Annotated in this window: 10 protein-coding genes; 3 read left to right on the top strand and 7 right to left on the bottom strand. The window is 55.3% G+C overall.

What is annotated here, in order from left to right; translation table 11 throughout:
* Positions 1-8: 8 nt before the first annotated feature.
* From ACFPOF_RS05830 to ACFPOF_RS05800, 7 genes are all read right to left on the bottom strand, one after another.
* The gene (locus ACFPOF_RS05830; protein WP_378130536.1) at positions 9-2774 is read right to left on the bottom strand and encodes a carbohydrate-binding protein; all 2766 of its coding nucleotides are present in this window, start codon (positions 2772-2774) and stop codon (positions 9-11) included.
* Between the two features lie 321 nt (positions 2775-3095).
* Positions 3096-5381 carry a PQQ-binding-like beta-propeller repeat protein gene (locus ACFPOF_RS05825; protein WP_378130534.1) on the bottom strand — a complete coding sequence of 762 codons (2286 nt, stop codon included), beginning with the start codon at positions 5379-5381 and terminating at the stop codon, positions 3096-3098.
* A gap of 56 nt (positions 5382-5437) precedes the next feature.
* Entirely contained in the window at positions 5438-6250 is an 813-nt protein-coding gene (locus ACFPOF_RS05820) for a carbohydrate ABC transporter permease (RefSeq protein ID WP_378130532.1), read from the bottom strand.
* A gap of 13 nt (positions 6251-6263) precedes the next feature.
* A complete protein-coding gene (locus ACFPOF_RS05815) occupies positions 6264-7178 on the bottom strand; it encodes a carbohydrate ABC transporter permease (RefSeq protein ID WP_378130530.1) in 915 nt (304 codons plus the stop codon).
* A gap of 82 nt (positions 7179-7260) precedes the next feature.
* A complete protein-coding gene (locus tag ACFPOF_RS05810; RefSeq protein ID WP_378130528.1) occupies positions 7261-8655 on the bottom strand; it encodes an ABC transporter substrate-binding protein in 1395 nt (464 codons plus the stop codon).
* A 204-nt stretch (positions 8656-8859) separates the two neighbouring features.
* Positions 8860-10479 carry a response regulator transcription factor gene (locus ACFPOF_RS05805; RefSeq protein WP_378130526.1) on the bottom strand — a complete coding sequence of 540 codons (1620 nt, stop codon included), beginning with the start codon at positions 10477-10479 and terminating at the stop codon, positions 8860-8862.
* Positions 10472-12298 (bottom strand): sensor histidine kinase, encoded by a 1827-nt coding sequence (locus ACFPOF_RS05800; RefSeq protein ID WP_378130524.1) that lies wholly within the window; start codon positions 12296-12298, stop codon positions 10472-10474. The genes ACFPOF_RS05805 and ACFPOF_RS05800 overlap by 8 nt, the downstream gene beginning before the upstream one ends.
* Before the next feature lie 219 nt (positions 12299-12517).
* Here ACFPOF_RS05800 and ACFPOF_RS05795 point away from each other — a divergent pair, with 219 nt between their 5' ends.
* The 3 genes from ACFPOF_RS05795 (at position 12518) to ACFPOF_RS05785 (ending at position 15784) form a co-directional block, all read left to right on the top strand.
* Entirely contained in the window at positions 12518-13888 is a 1371-nt protein-coding gene (locus ACFPOF_RS05795) for an extracellular solute-binding protein (protein WP_378130522.1), read from the top strand.
* Positions 13889-13989: 101 nt separating this feature from the next.
* Positions 13990-14883 carry a carbohydrate ABC transporter permease gene (locus tag ACFPOF_RS05790; protein ID WP_378130520.1) on the top strand — a complete coding sequence of 298 codons (894 nt, stop codon included), beginning with the start codon at positions 13990-13992 and terminating at the stop codon, positions 14881-14883.
* 16 nt (positions 14884-14899) lie between these two features.
* A complete protein-coding gene (locus tag ACFPOF_RS05785; protein ID WP_378130518.1) occupies positions 14900-15784 on the top strand; it encodes a carbohydrate ABC transporter permease in 885 nt (294 codons plus the stop codon).
* The last annotated feature ends 1 nt before the right edge of the window (position 15785 follow it).

Here is a 15785-nt window from a genome sequence, read left to right as displayed (position 1 = left end):
ACCCCCGACTACTTCGTAAACTTGAACCAATCGATCCCCATTTTGGCGTTGGCCGGGGCGTCATCTACGACGATTCGGAAGTTGTGCACGCCCTCCGATAGTTTGACCCATCTCTGGACCGTGGCGAACGAGCCGACCCCGCCGGTGTTCGGCACTTGCACGCTTGTCGCGTCCCCGTCGACCTCGAACCGGAAGCTCCGCGCGGTGTCGGAGAATACCCGGAACTCGAACAAATAGTGCCCCGTATAGGGAACGTAGATGTTCTCGTACTTCATATAGTCGTTCTTGTCCATCGCATCCACGGCAACGACAGGCCCGCCGTCTTGGTACGTGCCCGTCCCGACTCCGGTTAACGGTCCGTTCCATTGGTCTTCCTTGTCGATATTCCACTGCATACTGTAATGCTCGGCTTCGATCTTTTTCGTAAAGCTGCCTTGATAGCTGAATCTCATCCAGTTCCAGATCACTTTGGACTGGGCGTCTGTCCACACGACTTTGAGCGAATGCGTCCCCGCCGTCAAAAACACGATTTCGTCCTGGTTCGCCATGTTGTTTACGCCGCCGGTATCTGTGAGAGTCAATTCTCCCGACACGTCGACGCCATCGACAAGCAGCTTGTATTTCTGCGGAGAAGAGCCGGCAAGAGTCGAATAGCGCATCTCGAACAAATAAGGTCCGCTGACTGGGATGTTGACGTTGTCGTACTGCGCCCAGTCGCCCGTGTCGATAACGGAGGCGCCGACGGTGCCGTCGTTGTCCGTGAATTCGTTCGCCCCCAGATAAATGCCCGAAGAGATGCTGGCGTTCTCCGCCTGGATCTTGAATTCGTGCGGATTGTCCAGCGTGAACCGCATCCAGTTAACGAACAGCCAGACGTTGGGCGAGTTTTTCACCAGCTTGAACGTATGCTTGCCGGCCGTCAGATTGATCTTTCTATCGATCGTCCGGAATTTCAGATAACCGCCGGAATTCGGCGTCTTGATGTTGCCCGTGACGTCAACGCCGTCCACCTCCAGGCGGAAGGAGTTACCTTCCTCCGCGGATACCCGGAACTCGGCCGTGTAAGCGCCGCTTTGCGCTACGTTCACGCTGGCATATTCCGCCCACTGCCCGCTGTCGAACATATACAGCATGTTACCGCCGCCTTCCGGAGCATAGAAGGCTCCGTATGCACCGCTGGCATCGGTATAATCTTCCCCTTCGATCCGGAACTGGTTGCGCAGGGCGGGGGCGGAATACGCGTCGGCTTGCGCGGCGACAGTGACCGTCCCGATTTTGTACGTTTTGCCGGCGCCGTCCGGCATCGGCAGCTCGATCCGCGGATTGCCCGCCGCGTCGGTCATGGCGATCCGCACATCGTACGTGCCTAACGGCAAGTTCGCCGGCAAGGTGAACGTAGAGGCGACGTCATGAAACTCGCCCTTGAACCATTGGCGTTGATCGATGGCGGAATCGGTGCCGCTCCATACGGCGTTCCCCGTTGCAGGATTCGTAAAAATCACCTTTAACGGGTAGCGCTTCGGGCTGAATCCGACGCCGTTGTTAACCCAGGTTTGCGACAACGCGAACGAGCCTCCGGGTTTCACTTTGTCGTTATAATGCGCCTCGGCCATCAGGAAGCGGTAGCCAACGTATCGGCTCAGCAGCGTAAACCACTCTCCGTAGGCATTTTTCATATTGTCCCAGTTCGCGAAGCTCGTGTTGTTGATGCCTTGCAGGTTGGCATGATAGTATTCAAGGGCGTTCTGCACGATTTTCCGCGGATTGTTCAGCATAATATCGGGATTGTCCCAGTTCGCACCCTCCGACACCTGGATATGGTCGCGGCGCTCCTTCTTGTTAATCCAAGGGGCTTGCGCGAGCGGACAATTGTAGCACATCCAGTTGCCGGCGCTGTTCACCGTGTCGGAGCGGAACCCCCAGTTTGCGTTCGCGGCGGCCCGATCGTAGGCAAAAGCCGTAAACCGCTTGGCAAGCGTATTCGCAGCCGGGTCTGTCGTGACCACGTCGGCGCCCGCATTCTGCATCATGACCATCGTGCTCGCGAACGCATTCTCGTAAATGCCGACAATGCGGTTTAACGTCGTCCGTCTCGTCTGGGCGTCCGGCCATGGAAAATGTTCCGCGTCATACCAGCCGCCCCATTCTCCGAACAAAGAGAATGCCCGCAAATCCACCCAGGAGATGGCCGCATTCCCGTCATACCGCCCGGCGAAAGCGTCGATGGCTTCTTCCAGTTCGCCGAGATAAATTTCGCTGTAATAAATCGGCTGCTTCGTATAATGCGTTCCATCCCCGTAAGGCGCCAGCCGATAAGGACAGTTTTTCACGTCGAACAGCCATGCCGGCGGATAGACGTAAGCGAAATGGGCTTCCGCAGGGTCCGGGCTTTCGGACATGAGCAGTTGAATTTCAAGCGTCTTGCCTTCCTGTGCCACCCGGCTCATCAGCTGGTCGATCCGGCTCCAATCCCATTGATCGTCGGTCGGCTCGAAATCCCCCCATCCGATTAGCACCCGCACGATGTCCGCATCGGACGGAATGCTTTTCACGCCGTTGATAAAATCGGTAATAGCAGGATCGCTGGCGAAGGAAGTGCCTCCCCCAGAGTTAATGTCGAAAGCCGTCCCCGAATAAGGGTTGCCTCTTAGAATCGCGTTCGTATCGGTAAAACGAACCTCCTTCGAGGCTGCCGACGCTTCATGTCCCGCAAACGACAGCCAACATATGACCGACGCCGCGAACAACAGCAGAAAACCCATCCGTTTTTTCATCAAGCCAATCCCTTCCTTTCGCGAAAATGATTGCTTTATGAAACTACGAGCTTATCCCCAAATTGCAGAACGACAGAAGGTGTCGGCGATCATGTGCAAAAGGGGTAGGAAATCGGCCAAATTGGGCGGATCGGCGGAACTAAGTGTAAAAACGACATTTAGTTCGGGCAGGAGTTAACGTATCGCGCGACTAATTGTAAAAACGACATATAGTTCCACGCATTTCTTCGCAGCAAACGATCTGCCTGAAACTAATTGCACTATTCGCACGTAGAAACCTCGGAACACGCCAATTGCCGAAACTAACTGTACTTTAGGCACTTAGAAGTCACCGGAACACGTCAACCCGCGGTAACGGATCACGCATCCGTATTCCTCCGCCGACGCCACGAAGAGGGTGTCTTCTTCGGGAGCATAGGCGATACAGGAAATGTGATGAATGTTCGCCCATTCCGTATCGAGATCCAATTGCGCGGCATTGTCTTTCACGACCCGCGGCCTTCCCAGATCGATGAACCCCTCGCGAAGCGAGAAAAGGAACACGTGTCCCGCGTCCGTCGCCCCTCCGTAGACGCCCAGAATCTCATCGCCGCCTTTGCGCACGAAATTTCTTAGCTGGCCGGCCGAGTAGAGCCGCCCGTAACGCGTTGCCGTTTCAAATTCGGGCGACAGCGCGAACAGCATGCCGTCGCGCGTGCCGGCCACGACGGTTCCGTCCGCCAGAACCGCGCCGCCTGTCAGCGTTGCCGAGAATGCCCTGCCTCTGATCGAAGGAGCCTTAACGCCGAGCGTTTCCGAGCGCATCGCAATTCTGTCGTACTTCAGCAGTCGGTCCCCTTCGCCGGACAGCAGCCAGTAACGGTCTTCCAACTGCAGAAGCAATGCGTCCTCCTCCGTCAGACGAATCCCGTCCAACCGAGCCGCCCCGCCTCCGGCGCAATCGACCGCATAGACGAGGCCGTCCCTGCCGCTGGCCGCGACCGTCACGGCATCCAACGCGAAATGCAGCCTGCACGCCCCGATGCCTTCAGGCAGCGCCGCGATTGCAGCCCCGGTCCCCGCCCCGGCCCCTACGCCCAAAGCCGACAACGGATCGAACGTTGCCACTTTGCCGTCCGTCGTCAGCGCGGCGATGCGACCGTCCGGCAAATCCACACAAGATAACACCCCCCCTCCGGCGTAAAGAACCTCGATTTTCTCCGGCTTGTCCTCATCCAGATTGCAGACGATTCGAAGCACCGCCGATTTCCCCCCGATCCCGTACAGTTTGTGAGCGGATAACCGAATGTACGTCAGCGCCGTGTCCCGCCATGCCAGGTAACGATGAAGAGGCAGCGTGAAAGTCGAAGCGGCCTCGATATGCATGAAGGTGTCCGCATTGGCGCTCATATGCATATCCGGCTCCGCGACCGCTTGAATGTCCGCGGGAGGCGCCTCATCTCCCGGCGGATGAAGCTTGGCGACGTCGACAGCCAGAATGTAGGGCGAGTAGGCGCCGCACACGTCGACCATATGAAGCCAACCTTTGCGATCGAACGCCATCTCGCAAATATAATGGGACTGTTTGCCGTCCGGCGCGATCAGTCCGAGATTTTCCGGCTCGCCGCCGTTCAAAATATCCCACCGGACGAGACGGATCAGATCCGCTCCGTGATACGTCTCCAGGCCGTAATACAGCACAAAATTATCGTCGGCGGCGAGCCCTCCGATCGCGTGCCTCAAATAGGGATTCCGGGGCTGCTCCGGCCGGAGATGGACATACCCGTGCCGGGTGACCTCCAGCGTCTCCGGATGAAGCTCGATCATCTCGCCGTCCACGTTGTTGGTCAGGAACAAGGTGCCGCGCGGCGAATTCAGGGCGAAAATAAGCGCCCGGCGATACTTCGTCCCGTGAGGAGAAACAAAGTGGACTTTCAAATCCTCGATTTCATCCCGCACAGGGTCGTAACGCCAGAGCTCTCCGGTGTAGGTGCCCCCGTAGATGCGGCCTTTCTCGTCTTTTACCAATCTGCACGAAGCGAATTCGGACACTTTGCCGTAGTCCTTCACCTCGTTCGTCTCCAGATCCAGCCGGTAGAAGTGGCCTCTCATATACCCGAGAAAGTAGTAATATCGCGGATCGTCGCCGAGCAGGCCGCCGTAGATGCTTTCGCGGGGCACGGGGATTCCGAGCGTCCGCACCTGTGTCGTGTCGGGATCGACGATCATCACGGTGGAGCCGGGATATCCTTCCCAAGGATGCTCGTAGTGCTGCTCGAACAGCCACTGCCGATGTCCCGGAGCAGGAGACGTATTATGAGTGGCCATAATCAGCTTGCCGTCCGGCAGGAAGTCGAGGCTCGTATGGATTTTGCTCGGCGGCATCTGCCGCGGATCGACGATCCAGCTTTTCTCCACGTCGAGAATCAAGCGCAAATTCCCGTTCTCGGGATCATATTCGTACAACAGCGCAGACAGCGGCTTGTCGTTCTCCCCGCATACGCTCACATAGAAGCGGTCGTCGGGCGAACGGCGGAAATCCCATACCGCGTTGTGGCCTTTCTCATTGGGCAACTGCACGAATTTCGTATGCTGCGGGGAAAGCCCCGCCAGCAGATTAGGTTTCATGTTTCATTCCTCCGGGTGCGGCAATCGCAGCAGCGCAGGCGCTTCGCCTCCGGCTATCAGCCCTTAACGCCGCTGGTTGCGATTCCTTTAATAAAATACTGCTGCGAGAACATGAACAGCGCGATTACGGGGATCAGCGCCAACGAAGAGGCGGCCATCTGCAGCGCGTAGTTCTGCGACCTCATCTCCTGGAACATCGCGATGCCGACCGTCAGCATTTGCTTATCCATATTCGTAATGAAAATAAACGGGTTGGTAAAATCGTTCCACGTCCACACGAAGGAGAAAAGAATCATCGTAATGACGGCGGGCTTGGCCAGCGGCAGGATGATCCGGTAGAACACTCGGAAATGTCCGCATCCGTCGATGATCGCGGCCTCCGTCAGCTCGAACGGGATCGAAACGAAAAACTGGCGAAGCAGGAAAACGAAATAGACGTCGAACGCCGCGGGCAGCACGAGCGCCCATACGGTATCAGTCAAGTGAAGCACCTTATAGATGACGTAACGCTGGATGATCGTCGCGTCTCCAGGCAGCATAAGCGCCGCTAGAAAAAGCAGGAAAATCCGATCTCTCCCCCGGAACCTCAGCCTAGCGAACGCATACGCGGTGATCGATACGATCGCGCACTTCAGCAGCAGCGTCAGCACGACCATTACCACAGAATTCTGATACCAGAGCGCGAACTGATATTGCTCGCCGAAAATCCCCTTGTAGTTGTCCCAGATGAAAGGCTCAGGGATCAGCCGGAACGGGTACTCGAAAATTTTGCCCAGCGGCTTAAACGAAGAGGACAGCATGAAAATAAACGGAAACAAGTTAAGAATGCCGAGAATCGCCACAAGCGACGTCAGGATGATTTTGCGCATCGTTAAGCCTCCATCAGGAATAAGTCACCCATTTTTTCTGTCCGCGCCACTGGATGACCGTAATGATCAGAATCATCAGAAACATGACGACCGCCTGCGCCGTGCTGTAGCCGATATGGTATTGGACGAACGATTCCTGATAAATATTGACCGACAGCGTCGTGGAGGCCGAGCCGGGGCCGCCCTTGGTTAGCACTTGAATCGGTCCGAAATTCTGGAACGAGGTAATGACCGCCGTGATCGTAAGCAGGAATGTCGTCGGTGAGATCATCGGCAGGGTGATCTTCCGGAATTTCGCGAAGCCGCCTGCGCCGTCGATCATCGCGGCTTCGTACAGTTCGCCCGGGACGTTCTGCAGTGCGGCCAGGAACACGATCATAAAAAAACCGATGTTCTGCCACACGACGATCATTACGATGCTCGGAATGGCGGTTTTCTCGCCCAGCAGCCACAGAGGAGGATTTTCCACGCCGAGCGCCCGCAGCAGCATGTTGACGGGACCGTCGTTCACGTCGAGCAGTAGCGCCCAGACGACCGCGATGGCGACCATGTTGGAGACGTAAGGCATGAAGATCGCCGTGCGGATCGCGCTTCTGAAGTAAATCTTCCGGTTGATCAGAAAGGCGAAAAACAGGCTGATCGCGATGACGCCCGGAACGAACAACACACCGTAATATAACGTTCGCCAGAAAGCGCCCGTGAATTGCTCGTCTCCGAACAGGGCGGTGAAGTTCTGCAAGCCGATGAAGCGGACACCCGACAGATTGCTGATAAAGCTCAAATTCGTTAAGCTGATTGCCGCAGAGGACAGCAGCGGGGCGAACTGGAACACGATAAAACCGATGGCGAAAGGCAGAATGAACAAATAGCCGATCCATTCCTCCTGCCGCCTGAGCGTCCATGAGCCCGATCGATGCGTTTTTCTCATATGCGTTCCTTTCGTCGGCCTCTCGGGAAAACGAGGAGGGAGACAACGTTTAACGTATGCTCCCTCCTTGCCTTGCCGCGCCTTATGGGGTAGATTGATCCTCCGCGATCGCCTTGTCGGCTTTTTCCTTCAGCTCCTTCATCGTCTGCTCGAGCGTTCTTTGCTTGGTGGCATACAGTTCGCCTTCCGACATGATAAGGGAGGTAATCTGCGTCATGCCCGGTCCGACGATTTTCTCGCTGACGATGTCCAGGGACGGGTTCAGAATGGCGGCTTTCAACTCTTCGACCGTAATGCCGTCGTCCTTCAAGCCGTCAACCATCGGTTGGAAAATGGAGTTGACCTCTTCCGCGCTCAGATCGACTCTGGCGGGGATGTTGCCCGGAAGCGTCCATTGCAGCTCCGCCAGCACCTTGACCGCTTCATAGGCTTCCTTCTTGTGCTTGGACGTAGACGACACGGAGTATCCGCCCATAATGCCCATCACCGTCTTGCCTCCCGCGTCGATCTGCGGCATGATCGCCACGCCGAGTTTCCAGTCGCGCGGATATTGCTTCTTGTCCATCGCGCTTTGAACCGCCCAGTTGCCGACGACGAACATACCGTAATTGTTGGTCGTCAGGAACGTGTCCCAAGGCATCTTCTTGGATTTGAAGGTGATGAAATCCGGCTGAACCTTCAGTTCGTTGCCTAGGTCGCCGTAAAACTTCATCGATTCGGCGAACGCCGGATCGTCATAATTCGACGTGCCGTCCGGCTTATATTCCGGGACCTTCATTTGCCGGGCCTTGAACATGAAGTAATTGTCCCAATCCAACATGTAGGAGCCGTACGTGCCTTTGCCCAGCTTGCTAATCGCTTGCGCTGTCTCGACGTATTTGTCCCACGTCCAGGTCGCATTGTCCGGGTAAGGGACATGGGCTTCGTCGAACAGGTTTTTATTGTACATCGTCACATGCACATCCCTGAACGCCGGGAGCATGTAAATCTTGTCGTTGTACTTCGAAATGCTGCTTCCGTAAATGCTGTCGACATCGTAATTGTCCTGCGAGATCATCTCGTCCAGCGGCTCGATCAGATTCGCCGTCGCGAACTTCTGGTACGTTGTCGCGTTCTGGTAGAGCACGTCCATCTCGTCCCCGGCCATCAAGCTGATCGTGACCTTCTTGTTCCACTCGGCCCCTTCTCCGGGAATGACGATCGGCTCAAGCTTAACGTTACCCAGCTTTTTCTCGACGAGCGCCAGCAAGTCCTTCGTGCTCTGCCGGGCCGCCTGATCGGCCGACACGGCGTATTTCAGCACGACGACTTCCTTGTCGCTTGCCGGCGGTGCGCTTCCTTCTCCTCCCGAAGCCGCGGGCGACGACGGATTGCCGCCGGTTTCGGACGAATTTGAATTGTTGCTGCAGCCCGCGAACAGCATGGCGCTTAGCGCGGCCGTAAGGATGATGCCCGTCGTTCTCTTGATTGCCTGCATCCTTTCGTAACCTCCCCGATATGACGTCGATTTGTTTCGACACTTTGAATTGTAGAGCATTTCTTGTGGCGGACATATGAATTCGTTTTACCGCTTGTTTGCATTTTGAATACTTGCTGAACCTTGCCGAACCCTCCCGACCCGCAACAAAAAAGGCATATTGCGCGAATATACCTTTTTCGGGAGATCCACTTGTAATTTTGATTACTTCGGGGGAGCCGGCCGGTTCCTTTTCTTGTATTCGCCGGGGGACATCTTGAAATATTGCTTAAACGCCCGGGTAAAATAAAAAATATCGTTGTATCCGACCTCCGCCGCGATGTCCGCCACTTTTTTGTCCGATGCCAGCAGAAGCTCCCGTGCCTGTTCCATTCGCGTGCGGATCAGGAAATCCTGGAACGCCTCGCCGGTCTCTTGCTTGAACAAGCGGCTGAAATAGCTTTTGTTCATCGCTGCGCGTCTGGCGATGTCCTCCAGCGACACCTTCCCCGCGTAGTGCCGCTTTACATATTCGATCGCCTGAACGATCTCGTCTCGGGGTCCCTGCAGGCGGAAGCTTTCCAGTCGGATTTCGCATTGGCGGGCGAAGGGGAGCACGATTTCCTTGAGCTCGGCGAAACCGGCGGCCTCGTCGATCTTGCCCGCGATCGCGGTATCGATCGGGGCGTTCCCCTTGTCTTCGATCCGCAGCGAAAGCTCGTCCTGCACGATGCCGACCAGGTTAAGGACGTGCCGCTTGGCGAGGACGGGGTCTATCCGCTCCATTTTCACACAGTCAAGAAAAGCATCCAGGCATGCCGCGATCCGCGGGCCGTCTCCTAATTGGACGTACAGCGCCAGTTGTCCCTTGGCGTTCAGGTAAGTTTCGGAGACGCCGTCGTCGGAGAACGCGGTTTGGCCGATGCGCAGAACAGACCCCGCATCCTCGTAGAAAGCTTCGAGCTTCGCTTTGTCCAACGCCACCAACCCGTCCCGCAGCTGCTCGTAACCCTGGAAAGCCGCGCCGCAGACGACATTGGATTCGATGCTCAAATAATCGTGCAGCGCCGTTCTGACCCGATCCGCCAAATCGGAAACTTGCCGCTCATCGGTTTGATCTTTCCAGCTGACGATCATCGCGTAGACGCCGTCCGAGTGCTCGATGATTTTGCCGCTGGAGTGGTGGTTGATCAGTTCCTCGACGACGTTCAGAATCGTAAACTCGAGTAAGCGCCGGTTGGATTGAAACCGCTCGGACAGCAGCTTCCCGTAATCCCGCAGCAGAAGCATCAGAATCGCTCCGCTGTGGTCGTACAGCTTTAAGCCGAGCGCTTCAACCGCGGCATGGAACGTACCCGGCTTCGCCTCCGGCTGGATGAGCTCCAAGTAATACTTTCTTTCGATCACGGTCCGATGCTCGTTCATCGCCCTGACGATTTCCCGCACCTCGTTGGCCGCACGCCTTTCTCCGTCCAATCGCTCGCATACCCGCTTTATGGCTTCAATCAGTTTCTCGCTTTCGATCGTGACCTTCAGGAAGTAGTCGAGCGCGCCGAGCTTCATCGCTTCCTTGACGAGCTCGAACTCGTCGTAATTGCTCAGTACGAGGCATTTTACCGCCGGATACGCTGCGGCAATCTCCTGGATCAGTTTGATGCCATCCATCACGGGCATCTTGATATCCGTAATGACGATATCGGGCGTTGTCTCTTTCATCAGCTCAAGCGCTTGCTGGCCGTTCGATGCTTCGCCGATCAGCTGCAAGCCGTGGGCGTGCCAATCGATGGACATTTTGAGGCCCATGCGCACGAAGATTTCGTCATCCACGATCAAAATTTTATACATGCGTTTCCACCTCCGGCCCCATCTGGCGAATCGGGATGACAACCGTCGTAATCATGCCTTCGCCGGGCTCGCTTTGCACGCGCAGGGCCGATTCCGTCCCGTAATGCAGAACCAGTCTGGCGTTCACGTTGTGAATGCCGATGCCGCTGAATTTCCCGGACTGGCCGCCCTGTCCCTGTCCCGTCATCATCTCGTCCAGACGCTGCCGGTCGGCTCCGACTCCGTTGTCCGATACGGTAATGACGATTTTCTCCCCTTCTTTGCGGGCCCTGATACGGATCAAACCTTTGCGGGAAAGCCCCTCGAACCCGTGAATAATCGAATTCTCGACGATCGGCTGCAGGATCAGCTTGGGAATGCCGCAGTCGGCGATGCTGTCGTCGATGTCGTACTCATCGATGAACAGCGAAGCATAGCGGAACTTCTGGATGGTCACGTAGTTTTTGACGTTGTCGATTTCCTCCCGCACCGTAATCCATTCGTTCTTGTGCAGGATGCTGCTTTTCAACAGGTTGGCAAGCGCTACGATGACCTTGCTCACGTTAAACACTTTGCTGGCATCGGCGAGCCAGCGAATGGAATTGAGCGTATTGAACAGGAAGTGGGGGTTGATCTGCGCATACAGCATCTTCAATTCGAGTTCCCGCTTCGTTTTCTGCTCTTCGTTCACCTTGGCGAACAGCTCGTGGATTTGCGAAGCCATTTTGTTGAATTTGACCGAAAGCATCCCCAACTCGTCCTTGCGCAGCACATCCACTCGCGCTTCCAGGTTGCCCGAAGCCAGCTGTTCGGTCGCTTTGTTCAGCTTGGCGATCGGCCTCGACAGGCTTCTTGCGATAAAGAAAGACAGGCCGAAAAACACGAACAAGAATAAGAGGTTCACGTAAAGAAGGGAATTGCGGATCGCGGATGCGTCGGCAAACAGCACGTCGTCGGGCACCACCTGCATGACCCGCCACCCCAGCCGTTCCAGGTACCGGGCGTTCACGATGACGTGCTGCTTTTTCAACTCTAGAAAATTAATGTCCTCCGCAGGGTTGTCCGCCATCTCCGCCCAATAGGGGAAGGTCTGTCCGACCTCATCCTCGTTCGAGGAGGAGATGATTTTCCCCTCGCCGTTGATCACATAGCCGCCGATGCCTTGTTCCGAGCCGAGACCCCGCAGAATGCCGGATATTTCCTTCTCGGGCATGCCGATGACGATATCGCCCTGCTTCTTCCCGTTTCCGAGCTCCATGTAAGCACGGATCAAGACGATGTAGCGAATCTTTTTCCCCAATGGCGAGAAGTCGATCACGTAAGCGGAGCCGCCCATTTTCACATAGTTGGAGTCCGCTTTGGCCCCTTCCTGTTTCAGCAGCTGGGCGAGCGTGTCTGAGGCGCCGGATTCCGACGGAATCGTCGTATACATATCGCCGCTCTGGTCGATAACCGCGATAAAATTGTTGGCGTAGTAATCCAAAGTCGACGTTTGGATATTGAAAAACTTGCTGTTCATGATGCTGCTCGCATAATAGCGCTCCGAGGGATCTTCACGCGCGCCCCCGGCCACGATCTCCGAGATTTCGTCGTCAAGCATCAGCGTGTTGGAGGCGATGATCATGTCTCGGAACACCCGTTCCACCTGCGCGCCGGCTTGGGACAATGCCATCTCGTTGCCGATGTTCGCCTTGCTCTTCACCGAGGCTTGGATGAGGCTGAAAGAGATGATGCCGGACAGCACGATCGGCAGCACGATCAAAAACAAGAAAGCGAAAACCAATTTTCTTTGAATAGAGCCGAGGAACAGCCTCTGGCAAGCTTCCGCAATTCCCTTCATCGCCGGCCCCCCTTTTGATTAAAAAGTATTGTAGCACCCGCCAAGTTTTTCCGCGACAACAAAATGTCCGATCGGGTGCATGGTGGGAATACCAAATGGAGAGATTGTCCCCAACACAGAGCACCTTAAAAAAACAAACATCAACCCTTAAGTAACTTTATTGTTCGTCCGAGGTCTTAGATAGATAATGGGTCTATCACAACCCGAGGGGGATATAAGATGAAAGTTCTGAACAGAAAGATGCTTCTCTCCGCGATGGCTGGCGCGCTTGCGCTCAGTCTGGCTGCCTGCGGATCGAAAAACAATGACAATAAAAACGGCGAAAGCGCTCCGGCAAGCAGCCCCACCGCATCCGAGACGCCTAAAGCGAGCAGCGGCAGCAACGAGAAAGTGACGATAACGTTCCAGAACATCTACCCTGACCCGACCGATCCGAAATACAACATGCTGCGCAAGATCGTTGCGCAATACGAAGCCGATCATCCGAACATCAAGATCGAGCTCGATTCCCTCAACACCGACCAGCAGAAGCTGAAGCTGAAGACGCAAGCCGCTTCCAAGGAAGTGCCGGACATTACGATCGTGAACCCGGCCGCGCAGATGAAGCCGTTCGTGGATGCCGACTTGTTCGCTCCGCTTAACGAGATGGTCGAGAAGAACGGGCTCAAGGACACGTTCCAGGCCGGCATTCTGGACTACTACTCCTTCAATGGCAACTTGTACGCATTGCCTGACGGCAACAATATCGCGCTGATCTACTACAACAAGAAAATGTTCCAGGAAGCGGGCGCGAAAGTGCCGACGACGTTCGAAGAGCTGGTGGATACGGTTAAGCTGCTGAAGTCCAAAGGCATGACCCCGATCGCGATCGGCGAGAAGGATTCTTGGACGGGTTCGTTCCTGTTCATGAACATGCTGCTTCGCACGAACGGCGGCCCGGGCTTCCTGAAAGACGTTCTCGACGGCAAGAAAACATTCGAAGATCCGGCGTTCATCGCAGCGGTAGACGCGTTCCAATCGCTCGTTCAAGCGGGCGCGTTCCAGGAAGGCGCAACTTCCTTCGACTACAACGCAGGTGAAAACTTGTTCAAGACAGGCAAATCGGCGATGTACTTCATGGGTAGCTGGGCTACCGGCGGCATTGAGACATCCACAGTCGGCCAGAGCGGCGATGTCGGCGTGTTCAAGTTCCCGACGATCGGCGGCAAAGGCAATCCGGATGAGTTCATGCTGGCTCCGGGAAGCGCATTCGCAGTATCCAAGAACAGCAAGCATCTGGCTGAGACGCTCGACTTCTTGAACTACTTCATGCTGAACTATCCGAAAGAAGCGTTCGCAGTGAAAGGCGCAGTCGGCGTCGCACAGAACATCAAGGAAGACTTCAAAGCTGCGGGTTACTCCGACATGGCGATGGAAGTGCTGGGCATGTTCAAAGACGTTAAAGGCGGAGACCTGGCGTTCGACAACACGATGAATCCGGGAACGGCTCAAGTGCATCTCTCCAGCATCCAGAAACTGTTCGTAGCCAAAGAAGATTCGGCTGCGGTGGCCAAGGAACATCAGAAGGGCTACGAAGAGAACAAGGAATAAACAGCGAAGAGAACGGAGGAGGTTGTCATCAAGCATCGGGCTTCGGCCCGTGTGACAACCTCTTTCGTCATCGATGAGAGTGCTTGAAGGAGGCGGGAGCCTTGAAGGTGTTAAAAGTATCCCCTTGGACGATCGCGGCTTTCGTATTGCCGTGTTTGCTCCTCTATGTTTGTCTGGTTTTCGCTCCGATCCTCGTCTCCGTGTATAACGGCATGCTGAATTGGGACGGCATAGGCACTTCGAAGTTCGTCGGTCTGGCCAACTTCGAGAAAATGTTTACGAACGATTCGCTGTTCTGGCCATCCGTACGCCGAACGTTCCTGCTTGCGGGTTTCTCGATGCTGATCCAGCTGCCGATCGCGCTATTCGTGGCGATTCTGATCAGCCGTTTCGTACGCCGGACGGGGTTTCTCGTGTCGAGTTATTTTCTGCCCGTGATCCTGTCAGTGGCCGTCATCGGACAACTGTGGAAGACGATCTACAATCCGGCGCCGATGGGGGGAATGATTAACCAGGTTCTCATTCAGCTCGGGCTGGACTCTTGGACGCATTCCTGGTTAACCGAGCCGAAAATCGCGATTTTCTCGATCATCGTCGTGGCCTTGTGGCAGTACTTGGGCTATCACATTCTGATCCAGTTTACCGGCATCCAGAACATTCCAGCCGATATTTACGAGGCGGCCAAAATCGACGGCGCCTCAGGCCTCAAAGCGGATCGTTATATTACGCTGCCGCTGATCGTCCCGATTTTCAAAATTTCCGTCGTACTCTCGTTTATCGGCTCCCTCCAATCGTTTGACTTGATAATGGTCATGACGGGCGGCGGTCCCGCGCACGCGACCGACGTTCTCGCAAGCTATATGTACAACATGAGCTTCTTGTCGATGAAGTACGGCTACGGAAGCGCCATCGCCTCTTTCCTGGTTGTCGTCTGTCTAGCGGCCACCTTGGTCATCAACCTGCTGTTCAACCGTCTGGACAAACGATTCTCGTAAAAAGGAGGAGCTTCGCATGAACCAGACCGTCAGTCTGACGAAAGGGACTCCCGTTGCCAACGTTCGGCGCAAACGCCGCCTGTCCGCAGCCCAGATTGTCGTATTCGCGTTTTTCGGTATTCTTCTCGTCACGCAATTGTACCCGCTCATCTGGCTGCTGATTTATTCCCTGAAGACGAACGAAGAAATTTTGTCGGGCAGTTTCTTCTCGCTGCCGTCCGTATGGCAATGGAGCAATTACGCTAACGCCATTAACGGGGGCAACTACTGGAAGTACCTGTACAACAGCGGCTTCGTGACGATTGTCACGATGATTTGCATCATTTTGCTCGCTTCGCTGACGGCATTCGCGATTACTCGTTTTCGTTGGAAATACGGCCAGATCGTGATGCTCATCTTCCTGATCGGCATGATGATCCCGATGCAGGCAACGCTGCTCCCGCTGATGCTCATTTTCAAGAACATCCGCATTCTGAATACACATCTGTCGCTGATTCTGCCTTACATCGCCTTCCAGACGCCGATCGCCGTCTTTATTTTGAGCGGCTTCATGAAGACGATCCCGACGGAGATCGAAGAGTCGGCCATCGTGGACGGCGCGGGAGTGATGAGGATATTCGGTTCCATCGTGATGCCGATTTCCATTCCGCCGATTATGACCGTATGTATTCTCGCCTTCATCAACATTTGGAACGAGTACATTATGGCGGCTACCTTCATTTCTTCCGAGAAGCTGAAAACATTGCCGTTCGGCGTATACAGCTTCGTCAGTCAATATTCGGTCAACTACGGAGCCATCGGCGCATTCCTCGTGCTTGGGGCGTTGCCGGTTGTGCTCATTTACTTCCTGCTCGCGGAGAAAATTACAAAAGGCATGGTCGCCGGGGCGGTAAAAGGGTAAC

Source organism: Cohnella soli, assembly GCF_042655525.1.
Taxonomy (GTDB): domain Bacteria; phylum Bacillota; class Bacilli; order Paenibacillales; family Paenibacillaceae; genus Cohnella; species Cohnella soli.
This window is presented reverse-complemented; position numbering and strand designations above follow the sequence as displayed.

Coding starts and splice junctions, on each gene's coding strand:
- ACFPOF_RS05830 (WP_378130536.1), bottom strand. CDS start 2,774: ATGAAAAAACGGATGGGTTTTCTGCTGTTGTTCGCGGCGTCGGTCATA.
- ACFPOF_RS05825 (WP_378130534.1), bottom strand. CDS start 5,381: ATGAAACCTAATCTGCTGGCGGGGCTTTCCCCGCAGCATACGAAATTC.
- ACFPOF_RS05820 (WP_378130532.1), bottom strand. CDS start 6,250: ATGCGCAAAATCATCCTGACGTCGCTTGTGGCGATTCTCGGCATTCTT.
- ACFPOF_RS05815 (WP_378130530.1), bottom strand. CDS start 7,178: ATGAGAAAAACGCATCGATCGGGCTCATGGACGCTCAGGCGGCAGGAG.
- ACFPOF_RS05810 (WP_378130528.1), bottom strand. CDS start 8,655: ATGCAGGCAATCAAGAGAACGACGGGCATCATCCTTACGGCCGCGCTA.
- ACFPOF_RS05805 (WP_378130526.1), bottom strand. CDS start 10,479: ATGTATAAAATTTTGATCGTGGATGACGAAATCTTCGTGCGCATGGGC.
- ACFPOF_RS05800 (WP_378130524.1), bottom strand. CDS start 12,298: ATGAAGGGAATTGCGGAAGCTTGCCAGAGGCTGTTCCTCGGCTCTATT.
- ACFPOF_RS05795 (WP_378130522.1), top strand. CDS start 12,518: ATGAAAGTTCTGAACAGAAAGATGCTTCTCTCCGCGATGGCTGGCGCG.
- ACFPOF_RS05785 (WP_378130518.1), top strand. CDS start 14,900: ATGAACCAGACCGTCAGTCTGACGAAAGGGACTCCCGTTGCCAACGTT.